General features: G+C 39.3%; 33 protein-coding genes. 31 read left to right on the top strand and 2 right to left on the bottom strand.

Translation table 11 applies throughout. The annotated features are described in order from the left end of the window. The first annotated feature begins 9 nt into the window (after positions 1 to 9). From AN959_RS05245 to AN959_RS05230, 4 genes are all read left to right on the top strand, one after another. Positions 10 to 702, top strand: coding sequence for an MBL fold metallo-hydrolase (locus AN959_RS05245; protein WP_056828862.1), 693 nt, complete (start codon positions 10 to 12; stop codon positions 700 to 702). Then, positions 699 to 1,037, top strand: a complete 339-nt coding sequence (locus tag AN959_RS05240) for a YrdB family protein (protein WP_056828861.1) — start codon at positions 699 to 701, stop codon at positions 1,035 to 1,037. Before AN959_RS05245 ends, AN959_RS05240 begins: the two co-directional genes overlap by 4 nt. Positions 1,038 to 1,039: 2 nt before the next feature. Next, entirely contained in the window at positions 1,040 to 1,615 is a 576-nt protein-coding gene (locus AN959_RS05235; protein WP_056828859.1) for a hypothetical protein, read from the top strand. Between the two features lie 126 nt (positions 1,616 to 1,741). Continuing rightward, positions 1,742 to 2,467, top strand: a complete 726-nt coding sequence (locus tag AN959_RS05230) for a GntR family transcriptional regulator (RefSeq protein WP_056828857.1) — start codon at positions 1,742 to 1,744, stop codon at positions 2,465 to 2,467. Positions 2,468 to 2,487: 20 nt separating this feature from the next. On the opposite strand, the gene AN959_RS05225 is transcribed toward AN959_RS05230, so the two are convergent. Then, positions 2,488 to 2,679: a hypothetical protein gene (locus AN959_RS05225; protein ID WP_056828855.1), complete on the bottom strand. Its 192-nt coding sequence runs from the start codon at positions 2,677 to 2,679 to the stop codon at positions 2,488 to 2,490. Positions 2,680 to 3,038: 359 nt separating this feature from the next. Between AN959_RS05225 and phnG the strand changes: the two genes are divergently transcribed. The 26 genes from phnG (at position 3,039) to gvpU (ending at position 21,280) form a co-directional block, all read left to right on the top strand. Beyond that, positions 3,039 to 3,461, top strand: a complete 423-nt coding sequence (phnG, locus tag AN959_RS05220; RefSeq protein WP_056828853.1) for a phosphonate C-P lyase system protein PhnG — start codon at positions 3,039 to 3,041, stop codon at positions 3,459 to 3,461. 21 nt (positions 3,462 to 3,482) lie between these two features. Further along, entirely contained in the window at positions 3,483 to 4,079 is a 597-nt protein-coding gene (phnH, locus tag AN959_RS05215; protein ID WP_056828851.1) for a phosphonate C-P lyase system protein PhnH, read from the top strand. Continuing rightward, positions 4,079 to 5,194: a carbon-phosphorus lyase complex subunit PhnI gene (locus AN959_RS05210; protein WP_056828849.1), complete on the top strand. Its 1,116-nt coding sequence runs from the start codon at positions 4,079 to 4,081 to the stop codon at positions 5,192 to 5,194. Before phnH ends, AN959_RS05210 begins: the two co-directional genes overlap by 1 nt. Continuing rightward, on the top strand, positions 5,184 to 6,050 hold the full coding sequence (locus AN959_RS05205) for an alpha-D-ribose 1-methylphosphonate 5-phosphate C-P-lyase PhnJ (protein ID WP_056828846.1): 867 nt from the start codon (positions 5,184 to 5,186) through the stop codon (positions 6,048 to 6,050). Before AN959_RS05210 ends, AN959_RS05205 begins: the two co-directional genes overlap by 11 nt. Beyond that, the gene (locus AN959_RS05200; protein ID WP_056828844.1) at positions 6,043 to 6,882 is read left to right on the top strand and encodes an ATP-binding cassette domain-containing protein; all 840 of its coding nucleotides are present in this window, start codon (positions 6,043 to 6,045) and stop codon (positions 6,880 to 6,882) included. The genes AN959_RS05205 and AN959_RS05200 overlap by 8 nt, the downstream gene beginning before the upstream one ends. A 14-nt stretch (positions 6,883 to 6,896) precedes the next feature. Beyond that, positions 6,897 to 8,078 (top strand): phosphonate metabolism protein PhnM, encoded by a 1,182-nt coding sequence (phnM, locus tag AN959_RS05195; protein WP_056828842.1) that lies wholly within the window; start codon positions 6,897 to 6,899, stop codon positions 8,076 to 8,078. Positions 8,079 to 8,098: 20 nt separating this feature from the next. After that, positions 8,099 to 8,821, top strand: coding sequence for a phosphonate C-P lyase system protein PhnL (phnL, locus tag AN959_RS05190; RefSeq protein ID WP_056828840.1), 723 nt, complete (start codon positions 8,099 to 8,101; stop codon positions 8,819 to 8,821). Continuing rightward, on the top strand, positions 8,811 to 9,614 hold the full coding sequence (locus AN959_RS05185; protein WP_056828838.1) for a PHP domain-containing protein: 804 nt from the start codon (positions 8,811 to 8,813) through the stop codon (positions 9,612 to 9,614). Before phnL ends, AN959_RS05185 begins: the two co-directional genes overlap by 11 nt. A gap of 129 nt (positions 9,615 to 9,743) precedes the next feature. Further along, positions 9,744 to 10,784, top strand: coding sequence for a PhnD/SsuA/transferrin family substrate-binding protein (locus AN959_RS05180; RefSeq protein WP_056828836.1), 1,041 nt, complete (start codon positions 9,744 to 9,746; stop codon positions 10,782 to 10,784). A gap of 86 nt (positions 10,785 to 10,870) precedes the next feature. Further along, the gene (gene phnC / locus AN959_RS05175; RefSeq protein ID WP_056828834.1) at positions 10,871 to 11,650 is read left to right on the top strand and encodes a phosphonate ABC transporter ATP-binding protein; all 780 of its coding nucleotides are present in this window, start codon (positions 10,871 to 10,873) and stop codon (positions 11,648 to 11,650) included. Between the two features lie 27 nt (positions 11,651 to 11,677). After that, positions 11,678 to 12,451 (top strand): phosphonate ABC transporter, permease protein PhnE, encoded by a 774-nt coding sequence (gene phnE, locus AN959_RS05170; RefSeq protein WP_056829158.1) that lies wholly within the window; start codon positions 11,678 to 11,680, stop codon positions 12,449 to 12,451. Further along, positions 12,451 to 13,299, top strand: a complete 849-nt coding sequence (locus tag AN959_RS05165; RefSeq protein ID WP_053590917.1) for an ABC transporter permease subunit — start codon at positions 12,451 to 12,453, stop codon at positions 13,297 to 13,299. Before phnE ends, AN959_RS05165 begins: the two co-directional genes overlap by 1 nt. 469 nt (positions 13,300 to 13,768) lie before the next feature. Continuing rightward, positions 13,769 to 14,023, top strand: a complete 255-nt coding sequence (gene gvpA / locus AN959_RS05160) for a gas vesicle structural protein GvpA (protein ID WP_056828831.1) — start codon at positions 13,769 to 13,771, stop codon at positions 14,021 to 14,023. A 17-nt stretch (positions 14,024 to 14,040) separates the two neighbouring features. Next, complete coding sequence (locus AN959_RS05155) at positions 14,041 to 14,514, top strand: hypothetical protein (protein WP_056828829.1); 474 nt, start codon at positions 14,041 to 14,043, stop codon at positions 14,512 to 14,514. Between the two features lie 30 nt (positions 14,515 to 14,544). Then, positions 14,545 to 14,994 (top strand): gas vesicle protein GvpQ, encoded by a 450-nt coding sequence (gene gvpQ / locus AN959_RS05150; RefSeq protein ID WP_056828827.1) that lies wholly within the window; start codon positions 14,545 to 14,547, stop codon positions 14,992 to 14,994. A 27-nt stretch (positions 14,995 to 15,021) separates the two neighbouring features. Further along, positions 15,022 to 15,282: a gas vesicle structural protein GvpA gene (gene gvpA, locus AN959_RS05145; protein ID WP_053590913.1), complete on the top strand. Its 261-nt coding sequence runs from the start codon at positions 15,022 to 15,024 to the stop codon at positions 15,280 to 15,282. 63 nt (positions 15,283 to 15,345) lie between these two features. Further along, complete coding sequence (gene gvpO / locus AN959_RS05140) at positions 15,346 to 15,612, top strand: gas vesicle protein GvpO (protein ID WP_053590912.1); 267 nt, start codon at positions 15,346 to 15,348, stop codon at positions 15,610 to 15,612. 24 nt (positions 15,613 to 15,636) lie between these two features. Then, a complete protein-coding gene (gene gvpN, locus AN959_RS05135; protein ID WP_053590911.1) occupies positions 15,637 to 16,557 on the top strand; it encodes a gas vesicle protein GvpN in 921 nt (306 codons plus the stop codon). A gap of 15 nt (positions 16,558 to 16,572) precedes the next feature. Then, the gene (locus AN959_RS05130; RefSeq protein ID WP_053590910.1) at positions 16,573 to 17,340 is read left to right on the top strand and encodes a GvpL/GvpF family gas vesicle protein; all 768 of its coding nucleotides are present in this window, start codon (positions 16,573 to 16,575) and stop codon (positions 17,338 to 17,340) included. After that, complete coding sequence (locus AN959_RS05125; RefSeq protein ID WP_053590909.1) at positions 17,340 to 17,594, top strand: gas vesicle protein GvpG; 255 nt, start codon at positions 17,340 to 17,342, stop codon at positions 17,592 to 17,594. Before AN959_RS05130 ends, AN959_RS05125 begins: the two co-directional genes overlap by 1 nt. Before the next feature lie 12 nt (positions 17,595 to 17,606). Further along, positions 17,607 to 18,413 (top strand): GvpL/GvpF family gas vesicle protein, encoded by an 807-nt coding sequence (locus tag AN959_RS05120; RefSeq protein WP_056828825.1) that lies wholly within the window; start codon positions 17,607 to 17,609, stop codon positions 18,411 to 18,413. A gap of 19 nt (positions 18,414 to 18,432) precedes the next feature. Continuing rightward, positions 18,433 to 18,708: a gas vesicle protein gene (locus AN959_RS05115; protein ID WP_053590907.1), complete on the top strand. Its 276-nt coding sequence runs from the start codon at positions 18,433 to 18,435 to the stop codon at positions 18,706 to 18,708. Continuing rightward, a complete protein-coding gene (locus tag AN959_RS05110) occupies positions 18,674 to 18,958 on the top strand; it encodes a gas vesicle protein K (protein WP_056828823.1) in 285 nt (94 codons plus the stop codon). Before AN959_RS05115 ends, AN959_RS05110 begins: the two co-directional genes overlap by 35 nt. Before the next feature lie 25 nt (positions 18,959 to 18,983). After that, positions 18,984 to 19,310 carry a gas vesicle protein gene (locus AN959_RS05105; protein WP_056828821.1) on the top strand — a complete coding sequence of 109 codons (327 nt, stop codon included), beginning with the start codon at positions 18,984 to 18,986 and terminating at the stop codon, positions 19,308 to 19,310. Positions 19,311 to 19,538: 228 nt separating this feature from the next. Continuing rightward, entirely contained in the window at positions 19,539 to 20,870 is a 1,332-nt protein-coding gene (locus tag AN959_RS05100) for a hypothetical protein (protein WP_056828819.1), read from the top strand. Positions 20,871 to 20,875: 5 nt separating this feature from the next. Continuing rightward, on the top strand, positions 20,876 to 21,280 hold the full coding sequence (gene gvpU, locus AN959_RS05095; RefSeq protein ID WP_056828817.1) for a gas vesicle accessory protein GvpU: 405 nt from the start codon (positions 20,876 to 20,878) through the stop codon (positions 21,278 to 21,280). Between the two features lie 192 nt (positions 21,281 to 21,472). Here gvpU and AN959_RS05090 read toward each other — a convergent pair whose 3' ends face one another. Continuing rightward, the gene (locus AN959_RS05090; RefSeq protein WP_056828815.1) at positions 21,473 to 22,030 is read right to left on the bottom strand and encodes a GbsR/MarR family transcriptional regulator; all 558 of its coding nucleotides are present in this window, start codon (positions 22,028 to 22,030) and stop codon (positions 21,473 to 21,475) included. A gap of 214 nt (positions 22,031 to 22,244) precedes the next feature. Between AN959_RS05090 and AN959_RS05085 the strand changes: the two genes are divergently transcribed. Further along, positions 22,245 to 23,498, top strand: coding sequence for a glycine betaine/L-proline ABC transporter ATP-binding protein (locus AN959_RS05085; protein WP_053590901.1), 1,254 nt, complete (start codon positions 22,245 to 22,247; stop codon positions 23,496 to 23,498). The last annotated feature ends 1 nt before the right edge of the window (position 23,499 follow it).

Below are 23,499 nucleotides of genomic sequence, written 5' to 3'. Positions count from 1 at the left end.
GGGGAATAGATGATGAAAGCAAAAAAGATATCGGACCATATTTGGAGTTTAAAAACATGGATGATTATTCCGATTCACGTATGGGTTGTTGTTGAAGAGGACGGGGTTACATTGGTGGATGCTGGAATGCCTGTCATGGCAAAAGGAATTATGAAATTTATTAACCAATTGAATGCTGGTCCTTTGCGAAGAATTCTATTAACGCATGGGCATTCTGATCATGTTGGAGCTGTGAAATCGATTTTAAAAAACAACGATGTGCCTGTATACGCACATCAAATAGAAATTCCTTATATGGAAGGGGAAATTGTCTATCCTAAAAGAAAGAAACTAGAGTCAAACTTACCGAAAAAATTAAGTCAATCACTCCTAGAGGATAAGACTGGCAACATGCAACCGATTGGTGGACTTACCCCTATTTTTACGCCAGGGCATTCACCAGGTCATGTCGTTTATTACCACGAAAAGGATCAAATATTGTTGGGAGGGGATCTTTTCACTTCAAAGAAAGGTAAGCTTCAACCGCCAATGCCGATGTTCACAGCAGATATGGATCAAGCAGTAAAAAGCGCATCCGTCATAAGTAAGTTAAAACCAAAGCTGTTAGAGGTGTGCCATGGCAATGCGGTGGAACGTCCGGCAGATCAGTTAGAGAACTATATTAGAAGTATGGAGATAAAACTTGGCGGTGGGTTATCATGATAATCGCTCAATATACAGTGTATGGTCTGTTTTTTCTAATGGAATTATGTGCGCTTGCCGCATTTTCGTATTGGGGTTTTCATCTGAACTACGCCTGGTTTTTAAAGTTATTATTTGGAATTGGTACCCCTCTTCTTGTTGCTATTTTTTGGGGGGCATTTATTGCCCCTAAAGCCAATTTTCCTGTAATTATTCCAGTTCGAATTATTTTACAGCTAATTGTATTTGCTTTAGCAACTGCCTCCCTATATTTTTCTGGAAATAGTAAGCTTGCGGTTATATATGGAGTAGTAGTTATGATAGGAATGGCTTTGATGTATACAGGAGGTCGTTAGCTTTGTTTGCAGGACATTTCGGAATACCCGCTGCTGTGAAAAGTAAAACCCCTGAAACGCCACTATGGTCACTAATCGTCAGCACACAATTGCTTGATATTGTGTTTATTCCATTTAATTTGGTAGGTTTAGAGAACATAGAATCCATAGGAGATGGTGGATATGGTGGATATGGCAATGATATGATCTATGCATTCTACACGCATTCTTTAGTAGGTTCACTTATCCTTTCCGTTTTAGCAGCATTGCTAGCTAAAAAATTATGGGGTAGGAAATCTGGTATTATCACAGGAGCCGTCGTATTTAGCCACTGGATTCTTGATTTTATAGTTCACCGCCCTGACATGCCAATTCTGCCAGGTAATATCGGTAATCTCCCTCTCTTAGGATTAGGTCTATGGGAAACGGTTCCCGGAAGTGTTCTGCTTGAGGCATTATTACTTGCAATCGGTTGTTTCTTTTACTTTAGCTATGCCTTGAAAAAAGAAGTATTTGCACACAAGGGAAAAGGAATTATGGCCGGTTGCGCGATGACTGCATTTCTTTTACTTTCATTTTATTTTGGCATCTCCCTATAATTATTTGAATTTTTTTATATAAGTTTTTAATAAGACCAGAACGGATTCTAGTTCTTGGTTTTTTTCTGTTTAGCCATTTCCAATTGATATAGTACAATTAATAAAAACAGTAAAATTCATAGGGAGATGATTTTTATTTCAACAGATATAGAAACTAAAATTATTGATGACATTATGCATCAAATTGTTTCAAAGTCAATGGAACATGGGAAGAAAATCCCTTCTGAAAATGAACTTGCAACAAAATATAAAGTACCAAGAATGACAGTAAGAAATGCTCTAACGAAACTAGAAGAACGAGGATATATATATTCTAAACAAGGAAAAGGAAGATACTTAAAAGAAGAGTCTATACAAATTCAATTGCATCTGACTGGGAAAACAAGTTTTACAGATAAAATGAGGCAATCGGGTTATGAATTAAAGACGGAAAATGTTGTTTGCGAAAAGATTGCTTATAATGAACAAATATATCAAAGCTTGAATTTAAACAAAGAAGATAGTGTCTTTAAAGTGGCAAGAATACGCTATATCAATGATGAGCCAATTGCTATTCATTCTTCCTTTGTGAGTGAAACAACGTTTCCAAGAATTGCGCAGGATGGACCTAAGATTGAGTCGATGTTTGCATATTATCGAAACCTGGGTTATAAGGAATTTACAAGTAAAAAAAGTCTGTTAAGTATTACATTTCCGACTTCAAGTGAACAACAGTTACTATCCTGTAAAAGCATGGTGCCGCTCATTGTTGTAGAGAGTGATTGTATAGATGTTGACTCCAATAAAGTATTAGAACATACAAAAATACTTTATCGAAGCGATAAATTTAAATACGATATAACGATGGAATGAAAAGGTGAATAACAATTCGGTTATTTGCTTTTTTTGCTTTTATCACTAGAGAATGCCCAAGTAAAAAATATATAGAAGGCAGTAATAAACAATGCTTGTAAGGCATTATCTACCCAATTGAATGTTTGGTTCTTAGAATAATCCGATAGAAGATAAATCATATATAATCCAATAAAAAGAGGTAGATAATAATACTCTCTGAAAAATTTCATCTATTATCCTCCGTACATAAATGACCTAATCCTATCATAAATGGATAAATAATCCTAATTGAGACCAAATAATTGATGAAAGCAACCAAATGCAACATAAAGCAACTAAATTCAAAGTAAAGCAACCAATACTTAAACGAAAGCAACCAAATGCTCAAATTTTATAAATTCTTACCCGGACAGGTCTAGCACCTGTCCTTTTTTATATCCAGAATTCAGCTACTTACCCTCTAGGCACAAAGGCATTTTCGCTTTTTCCCAACCAATTGTTAAGGACATTTACAAAAGCTTTACTGAGCCTTAAAACACAACCACTTGGCGACAAGTTAAGATGAATTTGCAAAGGAGGATTTATCCATATGAAAAGAAGACGAAGAACTGAGATTCTCATTCAGGGCGATCCCCAATTGGCTCAAAAGTTTGCAGAATCTATTATAGACACATATGAATACCGAGAGATTTTAGCACCGCAATATGGGTTGACTATGATCAAGATGAGAGAAACGGCGAAAAGCTCCCTGTTTTATATAGGAGAGGTCCTAATTACGGAAGCAAAAGTAGAGATTAATAAACGCATTGGAATAGGAATCGTTGTAGGCATGAAAGACGAACTAGCACACCATCTAGCGATTATTGATGCTGCATATAAAGCACAATTACATGAAACGATAGCGTGGGAAGCAGTACTCATAGAAGCAGAAAAACAAATTAATATAGAGCGTGCAAAAAGACAAGCGGAACTATTCGAAACGAGAGTTAGCTTTGAGACGATGGAAGTTTAATAAACCAATAGGAGAGATAATATGGCAATTGATCAAGTACACGATTTACAGCAAGTTTACAGAAAAATATTGCACAGTATGTCGAGGCCCGGTACCATTTCGTCACTTTCTGAAATTGCAGAAAGAGTAGATTTTAATCTTCCTTGTTACAATGCAACTATTTTAAGTGCAATGACATTTTTAGACGCAGAGTCCACTTTTCATATCCTTTCAGAGGAGCAAAAGGATCTAATCGAAAAAATTTCAGAATATACATCCTCGAGATATGCACCAATTAACGAAGCAGATTTTGTCATCGTACTACGAGACGATACAGATACGGTAATTCAAAAAGCTATGCAACAATGTAAAAACGGTACCCTTATTGATCCGCAGCTGTCTTCGATTTGGATTATAGAAAGCACTCCTCTTTCTGACGAGGGGCAGTGGATGTTAACAGGTCCAGGGATTCAACATAAGTGTCAGGTACAAACACGATTTAATCAATCTATGTGGAAAGCAAGAAATGAAAAAACAAAGGAATATCCGCTTGGAATTGATTTGATTTTCACAGATGAACATGAGCAAGTAGTCTGTATCCCTCGAACAACTACAATCAATAACATGGAGGTGAGCTAATGGGTTACGTTCCAGTTAAAGGTGGCACACAGGCGATAGAAGCATCTATTAACCTATTAAAATATGAACGGATTAAAGACCGAGAAATTATAGAAATTAACACAATTATGTCAACGATGCGTGGAATGGTAGACCAAGTAATGTCGGAAAGTAGTTTGTATTCACCATACTTGGCTGCACTTGCGATAAAGCAAGCGGAAGGAAGTATGGAGGAAGCAGTTTTTCTCATGCGTGCTCACCGATCCACTTTACCTCGTCCATATTATAGTCAAACCGTTGAACCGGAAACGATGCTAGTGGAGCGCCGAATTTCGGCAAGTTTTAAAGATATTCCAGGTGGACAATTATTAGGGGCAACTTATGACTACACACATCGTTTGCTCGATTTAAGTTTAATAGAAGAAAGTCAGGAAGAAAACCTAAGGTGGCTACAACACTACCACAATCAATTAAAACAAATAGAAGCCTTTGATGAAGTAAAGTACTTTCCAAAAGTAGTAGATTACTTGAGGGAGGAAGGACTTTTTGAAACACATGAGGTAGATAATACCCCTCCTATTGATATTACAAAGCAAAGTATACAATTCCCAACTACGCGTAGCGAAAGACTACAAGTGCTCACACGTGGACAAACAGGAGCTGTCACATCTCTTGGCTATGCTTCATTGAGAGGATATGGCCAGGTACATCCGACAGTCGGTGAAGTACGTGTAGGCTTACTTCCTATTTATGTGCAACATCCAAATGAAATGGAGCACAGTGCGGAAGATGAGTTTTATATAGGAGAAATTAGAGTGACTGAGGTAGAGTCATTTGTGCCAACAAATGTGAAAAATGAGAACAACGAATATGAACTAGAGTTAGAGATTGGTTATGGCATTTGTTATGGACAAAACGAAACAAAGGCAATAGCTATGAGCATTTTAGATCAATGTTTGGAGCATCCCGAATCCAATTTTCCGACGCATGATGAAGAATTTGTGTTATTGCATATAGATTCTGTCGAGTCTACAGGATTTATTTCTCACTTGAAACTACCTCATTATGTTACGTTCCAATCCAAACTGGATAGTATCCGCCAAGTGAAGAAAGGGGTGCAGAAAGTTGAAAGCTAATACACATTTTGCATTTTTCGATGAAGGATCTAAGAAAGAAATTCGACGTGCAATTATAAAGGCAGTAGCAATTCCCGGGTATCAAGTGCCTTTCGCTTCAAGAGAAATGCCAATTGCACGAGGTTGGGGAACAGGTGGATTACAAATAACCCTATCAATTATTGGCCAGTTAGATGTGCTTAAAGTAATTGACCAAGGAGCAGACGAGTCTGTAAATGCTGTAAGTATAAAAAAACTCGTTCATGAAACGACTGGTGTTGAAATAACAGAGAAAACTGCAGACGCGACTCTTATTCAATCACGGCACCGAATACCAGAAGTTCCTTTAACAAATGACCAAATTCTCGTCTTGCAAGTACCGACGCCAGAACCCCTCCGGCCTGTGGAGGCAAAAGAACTTTTGACGAAAAGAATGCATGCGGAAGATGACTATAGTGGTGCATGGTTATTGCTTTTCGAACAAATTATGAAATACGGCAAAACGGCTACTGCGGCAGACCACCCGGTATACGTAAACGATCGCTATGTGATGGCACCAAGTCCAATCCCTAGATTTGATAACCCAAAAATGCATCATTCTGAAGCTTTAATCCTTCTTGGGGCTGGACGTGAAAAGAAAATATATGCAGTTCCTCCTTATACAAATGTAAAATCCCTTGCTTTTGAGGACTACCCATTTGCAGTCGAATCGTTTGAAGGTCAGCAATGTCACTTATGTGGTTCTACACATATCTTCTTAGATGAATTAATTGATCAACAAACAGGAAAAACCGTTTATCAATGTAACGACACAAACTACTGTATGGACCAGTTAAATAAGAAAGAGGAAGCTGAGGTGCAAACCAGCTATGCATGAGGAACCAATATTAGAAGTAAGAAACTTACGAAAACAGTTTGGTACAGGATGCTACAAGTGTAGAGAAATTAAAAATAGGGAGTTAGAGAAAAATTTCTGTAAGCATTGTGGGACTGTGTATGCTTGCCAAGATATTTCATTTGATTTGTTCCCTGGAGAAATACTAGGGATAGTCGGCGAGAGTGGAAGTGGTAAATCGACGATGATGCAATGCCTATACTTCGATTCAGATGTTACTTCAGGTGAAGCGTATATTAATGATTCTTTTTTAGCTGGGAAAAACGTTTTTGAACTATCCTCCCAGCAAAAACGCTCGATTCGAAATCATGTATACGGCATGGTTTATCAAAATCCTGTTCATGGATTAAAAATGAACTTTTCTTCTGTCGGTAATATAGCGGAGAAACTAATTGCGGCAGGCAATCGCAATGTAGCGGTTATGGAAGCAACGAGTAAACAATTGCTGGAAAGCGTGCATATCCCATTGCATCGAATGAAAGAAGAGCCTCGAAACTTTTCGGGTGGGATGCAACAAAGAGTTCAAATAGCAAAGGCATTGTCGAACAACCCACCAATACTTTTTTTAGATGAAGTAACGACTGGTCTCGATTTATCTGTACAGGCAAATGTACTTGATTTGATCAAAAAAATTCAAAGAGATTTAGGAATTAGCATGATTGTCGTGTCTCATGATTTAGCAGTTATACGGATGCTTGCAGACCGCACGATTGTACTGTTGAACGGAAAAATTATTGAAGAAGGCTTGACCGATCAAGTTCTTGAAGATCCACAACATGAGTACACCCAGCAATTAGTTTACTCATTATTATAAGAGGAGCGGTGACTTTGTACATTATTCATAATGGGAAAATCATAACAGAGGAAGCAATAGTAGACGGATATGCTGTAGTAGTGCAGGGAGAAGTCATTCAAGCGATTATCCCTCAAGAATCGGTGGCGAATTATTCGGATGCTGAGCTCATTGATGCTAGAGGAGGATACATTTCTCCTGGATTTATCGATATTCATTCCGATTATATTGAAACAATAGCATCGCCAAGACCTACTAGTATGATGGATTTTAATATTAGCCTAAGAGAAGCAGAGAAAATATTAATTAGCCACGGAATTACTACGATGTTTCATTCGCTTTCTTTTTACCGTGAGGATGTTTTTACCCATAAACCAATGCGAAATCCGAACAATATTCAACGAATGGTAGATGCAATAGACGCTACGCATCACGAGCTACATTTAATCCGTCACCGGTTACATGCTCGATTCGAAATAGATAATGTCGATGAGATTGACAGCCTTGTTCAAAATATCGAAAATGGCAAAGTGCATTTACTGTCATTTATGGATCACACCCCAGGGCAAGGACAATACCGCAATCTAGAAGTGTATCGCGAAACGTTAAAGGGATATCGGAATATTTCTGATGACGATGTAAATGTATTAATTGCGGAACGACAAAGCACTGAGTTTTTAACGATTGAGAAAATAAAAGAAGTGGCAGAGCTTGCAATATCAAGAGGGATTGCTGTCGCTTCACATGATGATGACGAAATTCAAAAGCTAGAGCTCGTAAAATCCTTTGGAACAACAATTAGTGAATTTCCTATTACGCTCGAAGTAGCAAAAAAAGCTAAGGAAATGGGCTTACATACGATAGCAGGGGCACCCAACGTATTGTTAGGTGGTTCCCACTCTGGGAATTTGTCGGCAACAGAAGCCATTGCAAATGACTGTGTAGACATCTTGTGTAGTGACTATTATCCAGCTGCATTACTCCACGCTATTTTTGATTTGCATGAAAAGCACGGCAATGACTTACACAAAATGTTTATGATGGTCTCTTTAAATCCTGCTAAAGCGGTGAAAATGGATGATGAATTAGGATCTATTAAAGTTGGGAAGAAAGCCGACATTCTTGTAATTGAAAGAATGGAAGACGGTTATCCGATGCTGACTGCAACAATGGTAAACGGTGCTTTAATAACAACTACGCATTATCGGATCAAATAGTGAAACGAGGAGGTAGTAACATGACGCTGTTAGATGTCAAAGAGTTTGGTAAACGATTCACTATTCATCACTTAGGCAAAACGATTCCTGCAATTGAGCACATTAATTTCTCATTGGACGCGGGAGAATTCATTGGAATTATTGGGAAAAGTGGTAGTGGTAAGTCGACGATATTAAAGAGCATCTACCGTTCTTATTTACCTGACGCCGGCAATATTTTTTATAACTCAGAACGCTTTGGACTAGTTGATTTGGCTAATATATCAGAAAGAGAAATGTTGTATTTACGTAAGTATGAGATTGGCTATGTATCTCAGTTTTTGAATGTCATGCCGAGAACGACCTGTCGCCAGCTCGTTATTAATGCATTACTTGAAATGGGCGAAACAGAGGAAGTAGCCCTTGTAGAGGCAGAAAAAGCATTAACACATTTTGAAATGGATCCAAAATTATGGGATAGCTATCCTAATACATTTTCCGGTGGAGAAAAATTGCGATTAAACATAGCGATGGCAACCGTGAAAAAACCAAGATTGTTATTACTAGACGAGCCAACTGCAAGTTTAGACCAACAATCAAAAGTAAAGGTTCGTGAAATGATTGAGAAATTGAAAAACAGAGGAACCACTTTAGTGGGCATCTTTCATGACATTGAATTTATGGAAGGGCTTTGTGACAAGGTTTATGATATGCAAACAAGACAAATGACAGTTGCGAAAGAGTCCGTTGGCTATGAAAGCTGATTTACATGTCCATAGTCGCTACTCCGACGGTTCGGAGCATACGGAAACAGTAATGAAGCAAGCTAGTCAGCGTGGTGTTACACATATTAGTTTTGTCGATCATGATACCGTTAAAGGGCTTTCGGAAGTTCTCGAACTAGGGAGAAAATACGGAATAAAAGTTATACCTGGTATTGAAATCTCAGCCTTCGACTATAAAAGGAACCGTAAAGTCCATGTTCTTGGATATAACTATCATCCTAGTGCACCACATATTCAAGCTATTTGTGATCCATTGTTAAAAAGGCGGCAGGAACATTCCCTCTGGCAAATGGAACAAATAAAATTAGCGGGCTACGAGCTAGATAAAGAGGCTATTGAGGAATCTGCCAAACCATCCGAGACCATTTATAAACAACATATTATGCACAATTTAACAGATGCTGCCTATACATCTCCAGCGTACAAGCAGCTATATAAAAGTCTATTTAAAGGGAGTGGAGTTGCCTCAGGGGATATTCAATACATTGATGTGTTTGAGGCAGTAAAAGCTATTGTGGCAGATGGGGGCATGGCGGTCATCGCTCATCCTGGCCAGTTGGATTCGTATGAGTTGATACCAGAACTACTAGAGGTTGGATTAGGCGGAATTGAAAGAAACCACCTAGACCACACGGCAGAGGACCATCTAAAGATAGAAGTCTTGGCAAAAAAATATGGCTTGGTTATGACAGGTGGTACAGACTATCACGGTGCTTATGGAGCAATAGTTGAAATCGGAGATATTGTCAGCCCGTCCTTTGAGAGGATGTAAATAAGGTTAATAGTGTTTAAAGATACTGTAAATTTACACAATTGGTAAATAATTTATGTTTCAATATAAACGTACGACTGGGTTAAAACATTGTAACGCCATTTTATTTAGCGAAAAGGAGAATTATTGATGAAGAAAAATTGGTTTATCATCAGTCTGGTTTTAGTAGTTGCTCTATTCTTATCAGCTTGCTCAGAAGGAACTGCTGGCGCGAAGGATGCAAAAGTAGATGACGTCATAAAAATCGCTTGGTATCCAAATGAATCTGGTACAGATATGAAATCTTCACGTGATGAAATTGGTCGAGTAATCGAAGAGGCTACTGGTAAAAAAGTAGAACACCAATTAACTACTGACTATGCAATCGCTATTGAAACATTAATAAATAACAACGCAGATCTTGCTTTCATGGGAGCACAGGGCTATATCGAAGCTAAAAATGGAAACGATGCTATTCAACCACTAGTTGTACCAACTGGTAAATCCGGAACTTTAGACGATGCATTGTATCACAGCTGGTTAGCTGTAAATGTAGCTGACCAAGATAAATTCAAAGTAGACGGTGAATTTTCATTAGATACATTAGAACAAAAAAGTATGTCATTTGTTTCAAATAGTTCAACATCAGGATTCGTTGTTCCATCATCTTCTATTATCGCTCACTATGCAGAAAAATCTGGCTTTGAAGATTTGGTGCCAGAGGATTTAATGGAAGGCGGACCACTATTTTCTCAAGTATTATTCGGGAACTCACACCAAGGATCAGCTGTAAATCTATTAAGTGGTAATTCAGAAGTTGCAGCATTCTGTGATACTTGTGTTGGAAACTATGTGGATGTAGTGGAAGGAGAACCGAACAAAGTAGGTTCAGTTTATAAAGTAAAAGACGATGCTGCAGAGCCTTTTAACACAGTACCTGGTAAAGAATTTACTTTGATGTCAGTTACTCCAGTATTAAATGCACCATTTGCAGCTAACTTAGATGCTTTAGGTCAAGAGGATTATGATAAATTGAAAGAATTATTCACTTCAGATGATATTGCAAACAATGAAAAAATCTTCGTTCCAAAAGATTCAGGAGAACCAGGATTATTCTTTAAAACAGAAAATGAAAGATTTGCAGATGTAGAAGATGAGTGGTTCAATCCGATCCGCGAACTTTCAAAATAATAGTGTGAATGAAATAAAAATAAGAGTATGCATACAAAATCGTGCATGCTCTTATTATTTAAATAACCTAAAGAGGAGTCATATAAATGCCCTTACTTAAAGTAGAGAATTTAGGGAAATCGTATAATGCGCAAACGAAAGTGTTAAAGGATGTTAGCTTTGAAGTAGGGTCTGGAGAATTTGTTTCCATCATCGGACCTTCTGGAGCAGGAAAATCCACTCTATTACGTTGTATCAACCGTTTGGTAAATATCGACGAAGGTAAAGTTATTTTTGATGGCAATGATGTAGGAAGTTTGAACAAAAAAGAACTACGTAAGATGCGTACAAACATAGGTATGATCTTCCAACATTATAATTTGGTACCGCGATTATCTGTTATTGAAAACGTTCTACACGGTAGATTCGGATATAAATCAACGTTTCAAGGAGTGTTTGGAAAGTTTTCGGAATCAGAGAAGGAGCATGCCTTTTTCCTTTTAGAAAAGTTAGGTATAGCAGAACATGCCTATAAACGATGTGATCAGTTGAGCGGCGGTCAGCAGCAACGAGTAGGAATTGCACGCTCCCTTATCCAAGAACCAAAAATCGTTCTTTGTGATGAACCGATTGCTTCGCTTGATCCAAACGCTTCTAAAGTGATTATGGATTACTTAAAAACAATTACGATGGAGCTTAATATTACATGCATCGTGAATTTGCACCAGGTGCAAGTTGCCCGTGATTACTCAGATCGAATCATTGGATTAAGTAAAGGAAGCATTGTATTTGATGGACCAAGTTATAGACTTTCAACGGACAGTACCGACTTAATATATGGAACAACTACAACAACTGTAGAGAAAAGACAGTTAGTTACTGTGTAAGGGGAAATCAAAGTGAATGTAAAAGGTATGAAAAACCAGAGAAAATGGCAGACGATAACTTTTGTAGCGCTAATTATCATCTTGACGTATCTATCATCTGACATAACGAACTTTAACATCATTCATGGAATAGCAACTTTACCAGATGCTGTTACTTGGATTTTCTCTAACTTGTTTATTACGCAAGAAACACTGGAAAGATTACCGAAAATATTGGAAAAATTATTGGAGACAATCCTAATGTCTATTGCTGCTACAACGACAGCAACAGTTGTTTCATTATTTTTAGGATTAATGGGTTCTAAAACTACTGGAACAAATTCTGTGCTCGGGGTATTCGCTCGATTCGTAGCATCAGTCGCGCGTAATATTCCAGTTGTAGCGTGGGCTTTAATCTTATTACTTTCTTTTGGCCAAAACTCCGTAACAGGATACTTAGCGCTATTTGTTGGGTCAGTTGGGTTTTTGACGAGGGCCTTTATCGAGTCGATTGATGAAGCAAGCCATAGCGCAGTAGAAGCTTTACAGGCAACTGGTGCAACCTACTTTCAAATCGTCTATAAAGCAGTTATCCCCCAGTGCTTGCCGCAGTTGATCAGCTGGATTTTGTTTATGATCGAGACGAACATCCGAAGTGCCACACTTGTTGGTATCTTAACGGGTACAGGTATTGGATATACATTTGACCTCTATTATAAAACCCTTAACTATAATGCGGTTGCACTAGTTACGCTTAGTATCGTCTTATCCGTTATAGCAATTGAGTTAATTTCAAATCATATACGGAAGGTGATTCTATAATGGAGGCAACAACAACCCTTATAAAAAGAAAAGCAGATGGCAAAATATCGATTAAGTCAGGTAACAAAGTAGAGCGAGTAATGAAAGGTACCATCATTATTTTATTGGCTCTGACAATCCTAGCGTTTATGTTTTTTAACTATGCAGGGTTGGATTTAACGAAAGCTATTCCGGAAACATTGTATAACCTAAAAGCGATGTTTTTAGAACCTGCTCTTACTCATTTCACCTGGGGGGAAGCTTTTTACCAAGTAGGAATTACACTTGGCTTGGCATTCCTTTCCACTATATTAGGAGCGGTTATTGCATTCTTTTTAGCATTAATGGCAGCAACCAATCTTTCAAACAAATGGTTATCCAATACCATCCGAGTGATGGTAGCAATCGTACGTGCAGTCCCGACTGTATTATGGGTATTAATCTTTGCCATTGCTGCAGGATTAGGAAGTGAAGCAGCCGTTCTTGGAATGCTCTTTCACTCTATTGCTTATTTAGTGAAGGCATTCTCAGAGGCTTTTGAAGAAGTAGACAAAGGAATATTGGAGGCGTTGACCGCAACAGGTTCGAACTGGTGGCATATCGTTAGCCATGCAATTTTACCTACCACGTTCACTTATTTATTGTCCTGGACATTTTTACGCTTTGAAATCAACTTCTCGGTAGCTGTGGCAATGGGAGCAGCGGCTGGTGCTGGTGGTATTGGCTTTGAACTCTTCATGGCATCTGGATTCTACTTTGATATGCGTGAAGTTGGCATGATTACCTATATGATTTTAGTGTTGGCGATTATTTTAGAGCTAACTTCTACTAGATTAAAAAGTCGATATTTCCCTGCCACATCTAAATAAGCCAAACCCCAGAACATAGTGTTTCTGGGGTTTCTTAATTACTAACAGAGTTCATCTGAATTTCAATGTATAGATGGGAACTCAATAAATGGCTAACATATTTTTACCATCGCTATTTTTTCTCTTTACGTAATTAGAACATTTACTCCTTTTAGGAAATATCAATAGAGTTATTTAACAAAGCTCTTCAATTAAAATTCAATGCGTTTTTATTATTTCCTAATTTTTTTAGTGATTTTTTTATATACAAAAATGAGAAAACATGGATATCCATGTTTTCTCATTTTTGTTTTAACCCTGTCCTCATCACCTTTAAATATTTCATAGGACAGGGATTGAGCCAATTGGGTTTATTGGTTACATTTCCCTCGTTTATTTGAGTTTAACGCAGGTATATACAAAGCATAGCCGGTTACAGAATTGAAAACGAAGCTCCAGCCACGTGAAAAAATAGAGGGGAGGGAGCCACGTGAGTGTTCAAAAAAGTACAGATAGCTCAAGCCTTGCTGAGGTGATTGACAGAATACTGGACAAGGGAATTGTGATTGATGCCTTTGTGAGGGTCTCTCTCGTTGGAATTGAAATTCTTACAGTGGAGGCCCGGGTGGTCATCGCCAGTGTGGATACATGGCTTCGATATGCAGAGGCTGTTGGCCTATTGCGGGATGAAGTCCAGGATCAAGGTCTTATCAGAAGAAATCAAAATGAGCAATTAAGTTATTAAGAAAGGATGGACAGAAAATGAATAGCCAAAAATCCAATGGAAATTATGAAGCGGTGGAACAGGAAGAAAAAAAGCAAACGGAAAATAATCAGCCAGCACAAGAGAAGAAAAGCACAAATTATTCTATGAACTTTGCCTTGATTGGCGGTGTGGTTGGAGCAGGGATCGGCTTGCTTGCCAATCCTGATAAGAGCAAGAAGGCCATGAAAAAATTAGGTGAATCTGAATTGATGAAAGTGGCAAGCGAGGAATTCAGAAAAACGGCCCAAGAGCTTCTGGCAGGGCAAGCGCAAAGCAGCATTAAGCATCTTGCTTCAGGCTATATAAGTAAAATCGAACAAGGGCTGCTGTCCCCAAAGAAGGATGAAATAGGTGCTCTAAACTCGGAAAACCAGCAAAGCTATAACGAAATAAAAGAAGAAAACAAACAGTTAAACGAGCGCCTTGAAAAAATTGAAGATATGCTGAATAATCTCGTGGCAACCAAGTAATGGCAAGTCTTTAACTAAGGGGGTTAGTGTATGGAAAAGCAACTGGCAAAAACAGCAGGGAAAGTCGCCAAGACTGTGATTGAACACACACCAGAACCGATTAAAGACAAAGTTAAAGAAGTTGTAGCTGACAAAGCCAAAGAGAAAATTGTCGAGAATGTCCAAGACAAGGCACATCATTTAACCGAAAACCTGGAGAGTGCCAAGGGAAAGTTTGCAAATAAAGTTGAAGGCAATGCTGAAAAAGCGAAAGAGAAAACACAGGATGTACTGCTTTCCGCCCGGGATAAGCTTGGGAAGGTAGTCGAGGCAGGGGAAGAACTTCAGAAGAAAGTCTCCTCGACAAATAAAAGTGATGATAAACGAAAAGTGAAGAGTGTCTCAGACATTAAAGGAATCGGTTCGATTAAGACATCCAAGGACATTAAGGGAGTAACCAAGATTAAAACTATTAAAGACATCCGGACCATTGGTTCTTAAAAGGATTAACGAAAGGAGAATGCAATAATGGCACTTCAAAAAAGTACAGACAGTTCAAGTTTAGCGGAGGTTATTGACCGAATTCTGGACAAAGGGATTGTAATTGATGCATTTGTCAGAGTATCAGTTGTCGGGATTGAAATTTTGACAGTTGAAGCAAGAGTAGTCATTGCCAGTGTGGATACATGGCTACGATATGCAGAGGCGGTCGGATTGCTACGAGACGGTGCTGAAGAAGACGGTCTTGCCCTCCAGTCGAATGAAGGAAATGCTCGATTTAGTATCTAGAAATCAGCTGGTGCGGCTAGGGTTCAGGCAACCTTGGTGTGCCAGTTTTAGCAGGAGGCTACCATGGAAATCAAACAGATTATCGGAAATGTGACGGAGTTTTTCAATGAATTTGTAGCCCCGGTCCATAAAATCACTTCCGTAGAAGCAAGTGATGATAGTGGCTGGAAGCTTACAGTGGAAGTCATTGAGGAAAAGGAATATATGAAGAAGTATGCAAAGGATGAAATGCTTGGAATTTACGACGTCCATCTAAATTCGGAGCAGGAAGTCACATCCTATAAAAGACAGGATATCCGCTATAGAAGCTCCATCAAAATGGAAGTGTAGGTCGTGGGAGTAGGAGGTAACAGAGTGACGGTCTTAAAAGATAAAATCGACAAGAATTCACGGACAATCATTCGCGACGAAAAGACGGAAGAACTGCTTTCTCGTTCGTTGCAGTATATGAAAGCCGGATATCCCATCCATTTTACAGGCCCATCCGGAGCCGGAAAGACATCTCTTGCACTGGCACTTGCTAAAAAAAGAAAAAAACCTGTCATGCTCATACACGGCAACCATGAGCTGAATAACAAAGACCTGATAGGCGACTTTACAGGTTATACGAGCAAAAAGGTAGTCGACAATTATATACGGTCGGTCTATAAGCGGGATGAAAACGTGACGGAGACGTGGAGGGATGGACGATTATTAGAGGCGGTGAAGAATGGATACACGCTGGTTTACGATGAGTTTACACGTTCATTACCCACTACCAATAACATCTTTCTTTCCATTTTAGAGGAAGGTATCCTTCCGTTGTATGGTACCAAATTGACTGAGCCGTTTGTCCGAGTCCATCCTGACTTTGCGGTGATCTTCACTAGCAATCCAGATGAATATGCCGGGGTCTACCAAACGCAGGATGCACTTCTTGACCGGCTTATCACCATTTATATCGATCATAAGGATTATGACCGTGAGGCGGCCATCGTAGCCGACAAAGCCAATATTGATAAGAAAGACGCTGCAGCCATTACAGAGCTGGTTGCCAAGCTGCGCAATGAATGTATAGAAGAAACCGGTCCGAGTCTACGGGCATCTATCATGATCGCTAGGTTGGCAGCGGAACAAAAACTCAAGATTGATGGGTCCAATCCTGACTTTGTACGACTGTGCTTGGACATTCTAGGTCACCAAGTGAGCAGGTGTATCGAATCCGATGAACCCATCAAAACAGCAGAGAAATTAATCAAAAAGGTCTGCAGCAACATAGAGGCAATCAAGGAATAAAGGAGAGAATTACAAATGAGCCAAGAAGAGCAAAATGGTATCTATATTTTTTGCGGAATCCAGACAGAAACGGACGAAGATTTCGGCACTTTTGAAATAGAAGGCGAAAACAAAGAGCTGTTTACTATCCGCTATAAGGATGCGGCTATTGTAGCAGCAGAGGTTCCGATGAAAATCTATCATCCGAACAAAGACAATCTACTGATGCATCAAAATGTCGTTTCCCAAGTGATGAAAAAGAACGACACTGTGATCCCTGTCAGCTTCGGCAATGTGTTCCAGTCAAAGGAGGACGTTGGTGTGTTGCTTGAAAACCTCTATCCGCAGTTTGAAAAACTGTTCCCAGCAATAAAAGGGAAGGTGGAGCTCGGTCTAAAAGTAATCGGCAAAAAAGACTGGCTGGAATCACTTGTTGGTGATAATTCGAAAATCGATAAAATGGCAAAAGCTGTGCAGGGGAAATCAGAAGCGGCCAGCTATTATGAAAGAATTCAGATTGGCGGAGCTGCACAAAAACTGATCACTTCACTGCAGCAGGATGTAAAGCAGGAAGTCTTCAGCCCATTGACGGAGCTGGCTGAAGCATCCAAGACCAACGATCCGATTGGGGAGAAAATGCTTCTTAATGCAGCATTCTTAGTGGACCGAGGTAAAGAAGCAGATTTTGATGAAAAAATTAATGAGACGTACGAAAAATGGAAAGACAAAGTTGAGTTCAGTTACAGTGGACCCTGGCCGGCGTATAACTTCATAAATATCCGTTTAAAAGTTGAGGATGCCTGATGATCCATAAACTGGTTTCCGCTCCAATTAACCTAGTAATAAAAATCGGTGAAAAGGTGAAAGAGGAAGCTGATAAAGAGCTGTACGACCTTCCTACAATCCAGCGAAAGCTGGTCCAGCTTCAAATGATGTATGAGCTTGGGGAAATACCTGAAGAGGTTTATAAAGCAAAGGAAGAAGACTTGATCCTTCGATATGAAATGGCAAAACGGATGGAAATGCAGCAATGGGAAGAGATGACAAAGAAGAAATGAGGAAAGGAAAAGATGGACAGTCTAATTTACTTATACGGATTGATACCGACAGAGGAAGCAGGCAAACAGCAGATTCCTGCTATTAATGGCTTTGATGGCAAAGGCGGCATCTACACCCTGCCTATAGGTAAGGCAGCAGCCATTGTCTGTGACCTGGATGCTGAACAGTACTCTGAAGAGAACATTAAGGAACAAATTAACAGTGACATGGAATGGCTCCAGGAAAAGGCTTTTCACCATCACGAAACCGTCATGATGCTTTCAAAGATGTACACGGTCATCCCCTTGAAGTTTTGCACGCTGTTCAAAAACCAGGGAAGTTTGGCAAACGCTGTACAAACCAAAGAAGCACACTTGGTCGATACATTTTCCTCGATTCACGGTAACGAAGAGTGGAATTTGAAAATATACTGCGATGATCAGTTGCTAAAAAAACAGGTGAGCCAGAGCAATCAGACCATTGAAGCAAAAAGAGAGGAAATAAGCCACCTTTCTAAAGGAAAGCAATTTTTCGAGAAGAAAAAGCTGGACAAGCTGATTGAATCTGAGCTAGAAGAAGAAAAAAACAGAATTAGTGAAAATATACATGTGCATCTAAGCGAAATTGCGCTAAAAGGAAATGTCAAAAGAACGTGGAGTAATGATGTGACGGGAAGAAAGGATGAGATGACCTGGAATAGCGTCTATCTGATCCCCGCAGCAGATGTAGAAAACTTTTTAGAACAGATCCAGCAATATGAGAAGGGCATGAAGGGAATGGGATGGCAGTTTGAAGCAACGGGGCCATGGCCGGCCTACCACTTTTCTAACTTTTCATAAGTGAGGATGAGATGAAATTATGGCATTCAGAGAAACGATGGAAAACAAGGATATAGCGCTCATTGATATTTTGGATGTCATCCTAGATAAAGGTGTTGCGATCAAGGCTGATTTAGTGATTTCCATCGCTGGCGTAGATCTGGTGTATTTAGATTTGAGAGTATTGATTGCTTCAGTGGAATCTCTCGTACAGGCACAAGCGGGAAACAATAAAACCGTATCTTCAGAACAATTTGATAGACAGAGGGAGGCATTGACTGATGCAACAGGCCAACCAAGCAAGTGGAAAGATTAATCTAGACCCTGATAATGCGGAGCATGGTTTGGCGCAATTGGTGCTTACCGTCATTGAGTTGCTGAGGCAAATCGTGGAAAGGCATGCCATTCGGCGGGTTGAAGGCGGAACACTGACAGATCAGCAAATTGAGGACTTAGGCGAAGCATTGATGAATTTGGAAGAGAAAATGGAAGAGCTAAAAGAAATATTCGGCTTGGATGCCGAAGACTTGAATATTGACCTGGGTCCTTTAGGAAGCTTGCTTTAATACAAACACCCAAGGAGGACTTTAAATGGAACATTCCATGCAATCCAACACGATTGTAGACGTACTTGAGAAGATACTGGATAAAGGAGTGGTGATTGCAGGAGACATCACAGTCGGGATTGCGGATGTAGAACTGCTCACCATCAAAATTCGGCTGATTGTTGCTTCGGTCGACAAGGCTAAAGAGATTGGAATGGACTGGTGGGAAACCGATCCCTACCTATCTTCCAAAGCGGCAGACAGCAATACGAAAGCTCTGGAGGAAGAGAACCGGAAGCTTCACGAAAGGCTCGAAACACTCGAAAAGAGTATGTCAGCCAACCGGATGAAATCCAGTGAGTTCAACTACTAAACTATAGCTAGATTTTTATTATTAAAACAAGAAAGTGACTTGCTAGCTGCGTCACAAAGATTATGGCATAGCCATACCCTTTGAGCCTAGCAATCCACAGGAGCGTGAAGTATAAGATCCGTAAGAATGCGGTATTCATATTGTTGGCTCAACGGAAGATGCCAGCGCAATGAACGATAAATAAAAGCAATAATTGATATAAGCTAATCTATAATAGGAGGAAACAACATGACTGAGACAATCTTGAAGGAAAATAAATCTGAAGTAAAAAAACAAGGCAATTTTAAACGAACACTAGCAGGAGGTCTGATTGGGGCGACCGTCGGATACCTGGCTACCCCTGAAAATGGCCAAAAGCTAAGCAGTAAGGGACTGGAATTAGGACATGCAGTGCAAGATAGCTCGAGGAAGGCAATCGATTCTATTAAGAATTCTACATCCAAGTTGTTTTCAAAAGAAAGAGGAAATACTTCCGATGATCATGAACATTCTAGCAATGCTTCTAAATTAAACAATGCACAGGAATCCTCTCAAGAAGATGAAAGTATGGCAGATCGTCTGGAACGTCTGGAAGGGATGCTTGCAAAAATAGTCGAAGGAAAGAATGGAAAAAATAAAGGGACTGCAGAGGTAAATAATGCTTCAAATGAATTGGAAACCTTGTCCAACCAAGAGGATTCACAAGATCCTGGGCTGGACAATCATGAAGAAGAACAAGGCCAATCTGACAGCAAAGAGTCCGGCACTGTTTTACAAACTCCCTTAAAGGACGATTCAACAGATACAGAACAGCTGGAAAACGGTGAAGAGGACCAATCTAAGACAGATGATCGATCATCCAACGAGGAATATGAGGACCTAAAAGTAGAAAATGAACAACTACAAGCTCGCTTGGGCAAAATAGAAGAGCTTCTTGTAAAACTAGCAGAAGATAAAAATGACCAAAGTAAGGATTCCGCAAATGTAGAAGATGATAAGGAAGAAGATAGCTCTGATGATGGCCAAGAACTAGACAGCAGCAAAGGAAATGATGAAGCAGCAAGCCTAGATGATAGTGATGAGGAGCAAGATAAGTCCGATGAAGTTTCCGCTAACTTGGCTGAAGGAAAAAATAAAACGGAAGCTTCAGGAAACGCCCAAGAAGATGAAGTTGAATCAGAGGAACTTGAAGAAAATGAAGAGACCGAAGATGACGGTAGTCAGGAGGCTCCTGAAAAGAAAGAACTTGAAGGAAAACAAAAAACTCAACATTCTGGGCTAGAAACAGAAGATGAACAGGAAGATGATGAAGAAAATGAAGCAGACAAGCAGAATCAGGACGAGGATTCAAGCGAAGAAAATGTGGAAGATGACGAGTTAGAAGAAGGCGCGCCGAATAAAGATCAAAAACCAAACAGCAGCAATCGTTCGGATGCAAAATCCGGCAAAGCTGCCAAGCAGAATTCAGAAAAAAAAAACGAATCCAAGAAAACAGATAAGAAGGATAAGGGAAAAACGTACAAAGTGAACTCCAAAGATGAGGAAACCTATCTCCTTTTGGATGGATTAAGAAGGGAGTAGTAAATATGAGCAATGGTTCTAGACCGGCTAAAGATAATATTCTCGAGTTTTTAGTGCAAGCAGCGAATAAGCATGACTTCAACCTGGATATCACATTGAATGTTAAAGGAGCCGTCATTACCGGAACGATGATATCGGCAAAGGAATACTTCCGCTCCTTAAGCGGGACTTTCGAAGATGGGAATGACATTGCCCAGATGTTGAGTGAACAGCTAGATCAGGCTGGTGAGGTTGCTCAGAACAACGATGACACCGAGGCAAATTTTCTCCATATGAAAGACACCAAGGTTTATTGTGGCGACAGCAAGCCAACTCCATCAAAAGGGCAAATTCTTTGGCGCGGTAAATTAAGCGAGATTGATGGTTTCTTTTTAGGGCGAATTTTGGATGGCAGCGGCCAGGAGGAATAAATAATAAAAGAAAAGCCTCATTGACGAAGTTCATTAATTCTGCTCAAGGCAGACCGAGGTTTTCACAAATCGAACGCTTTTCCGAAAGTTTAGTTATTCATGTTTGTTTCTTGCGTAGAATATAAGACCAAAAACCCCAAATAGTATGCACTTTAAAAAGTGGTGCTAGTTGGGGTTTTGTTATGAATTATATTAGTTTTTAGCATTTTCGTTAGAATCCTCAAATTTAGGAACCAAATCGAAAATTCGTTGGTCCTCAAATGCATCTATGACGCGTTCAAGCCAGTTGTAATAGTCTTTCATATACTTCAGCTTATCGATATCTATTTGAACCACTTCACGTAATTCCTCACTAAGGGCTGGGTCTTGCAACAGTTCCTCGAGTTCAGCAAGTGATTTTTTAATTGCTACTAAATGTAGTGTGACTGATCTCTGCCATTTAATAGAAAACAAATCGATGAAGCTTTGGTGCCAATCATCCGTCACTTTATATAAATCTTTTCGAACTCCTTTTTTCCATGCACGCTCAACCAATTTTAGTTCGGACAGTGCTCGGACAGAAGTGCTCATGCTTGTTTTACTCATGCCTAATTTTTCGGTCATATCATCTAATGTTAATGGTTCATTTTGAAAAAACATAGTTCCGAATTGTCTACCTGCAGAAGGTACCAAGCCGTATAAATGTATGTTTTGGGCAATTGTTTCTATAATTCGTTCCCGTGCTTTATCTATTTTTTCATGGTCATCCATTTAAGTTCCCTCCACTGAAATTAGCTTTGCTCACATAATCCAGCTAATTAAATTTAAATGTATTATATCCTTACCCAAAAAGCAATTTTTTTAAATAATTTTCGTACAGTTTTTACCGTACAAACAATTAATAAGGTTTAAACTGTTGAAATTTTATGGAGTTGCATCTATAATGAATTGGGTTCGGGTGTTTCGGACGGTAAGGAGAAAAGATATGAGTGAGAAAAACATAAATAAAAAAATAGTAGTAAAAGACGCTACGAAGATTTTTGGTAAAAGTAGTGGTCGCGCTATACAGTTGCTGAAAGATGGTAAAACAAAAAGTGAAATTTTGAAAGCAACTGGTGCAACGGTAGGTGTGAAACAAGTATCCTTTGAGGTCAATGAAGGTGAAATTTTCGTCATTATGGGTCTATCCGGAAGTGGTAAGTCTACATTAGTTAGGTTGCTTAATAGATTAATAGATCCAACGATGGGACAAATATTACTGGATGGTAAGGATATTGTTCAGATGAATAAAGAACAGCTTCGTGAAGTAAGACGAAAGAAAATTGGGATGGTATTTCAAAACTTTGCCCTCTTCCCACATAAAACAATCGTTGAAAATACAGAATATGGCTTAGAAATCCAAGGGGTTTCTAAAAAAGAACGAAATGAAAAAGCAATAGAATCATTAAGACTTGTTGGTCTTGCGGGATATGAAGACCAGTACCCGAAACAACTAAGTGGGGGTATGCAGCAGCGTGTTGGACTTGCTAGAGCACTGGCAAATAATCCAGATATATTGCTTATGGATGAAGCGTTTAGTGCATTAGATCCCCTTATTCGAAAAGATATGCAAAATGAGTTACTTCAGCTTCATCACGATATGCAAAAAACAATTATTTTTATCACACATGATTTGGATGAAGCGCTTCGTATTGGTGACCGTATAGCACTGATGAAAGACGGAGAAATTGTTCAAATTGGATCGCCTGAAGAAATTCTGATGAGCCCTTCTAACGAATATGTCGAACGATTCGTGGAAGACGTCGACTTATCCAAAGTACTGACTGCTGGTCATATTATGAAAAAAGCAGACACGGTAAAAGTTGATCGAGGTCCTCGTGTAGCACTTCGACTGATGAAACATTTAGGTATTTCTTCTATATATGTAGTAGATAATGCAAATCGCTTATTAGGAGCTGTAACAGCACAGGATACTGTAGAAGCAATTGAATCAGAGAAGTCACTGAATGATGTAATTATTTCTGATCTTCCGATGATCTCACCAGATACGGTTCTCACAGAATTATTTGATGTAGTATCAACAGCAAGCATTCCTGTTGCAGTTATTAATGAAGAACAAAAGCTTCAAGGGATTATTATACGTGGAGCCCTCATAGGTGCATTATCTGGTGATAATGAGTTTATAAACAAAGATGGAACAATGGATTCCGCAGAGCAGCATATTACGGAGGTGATTTAAG

The organism is Psychrobacillus sp. FJAT-21963 (assembly GCF_001420585.1).
Lineage (GTDB): Bacteria > Bacillota > Bacilli > Bacillales_A > Planococcaceae > Psychrobacillus.
The sequence above is the reverse complement of the archived record's forward strand: the minus strand, read 5'-3'. Positions and strand labels throughout refer to the sequence as shown.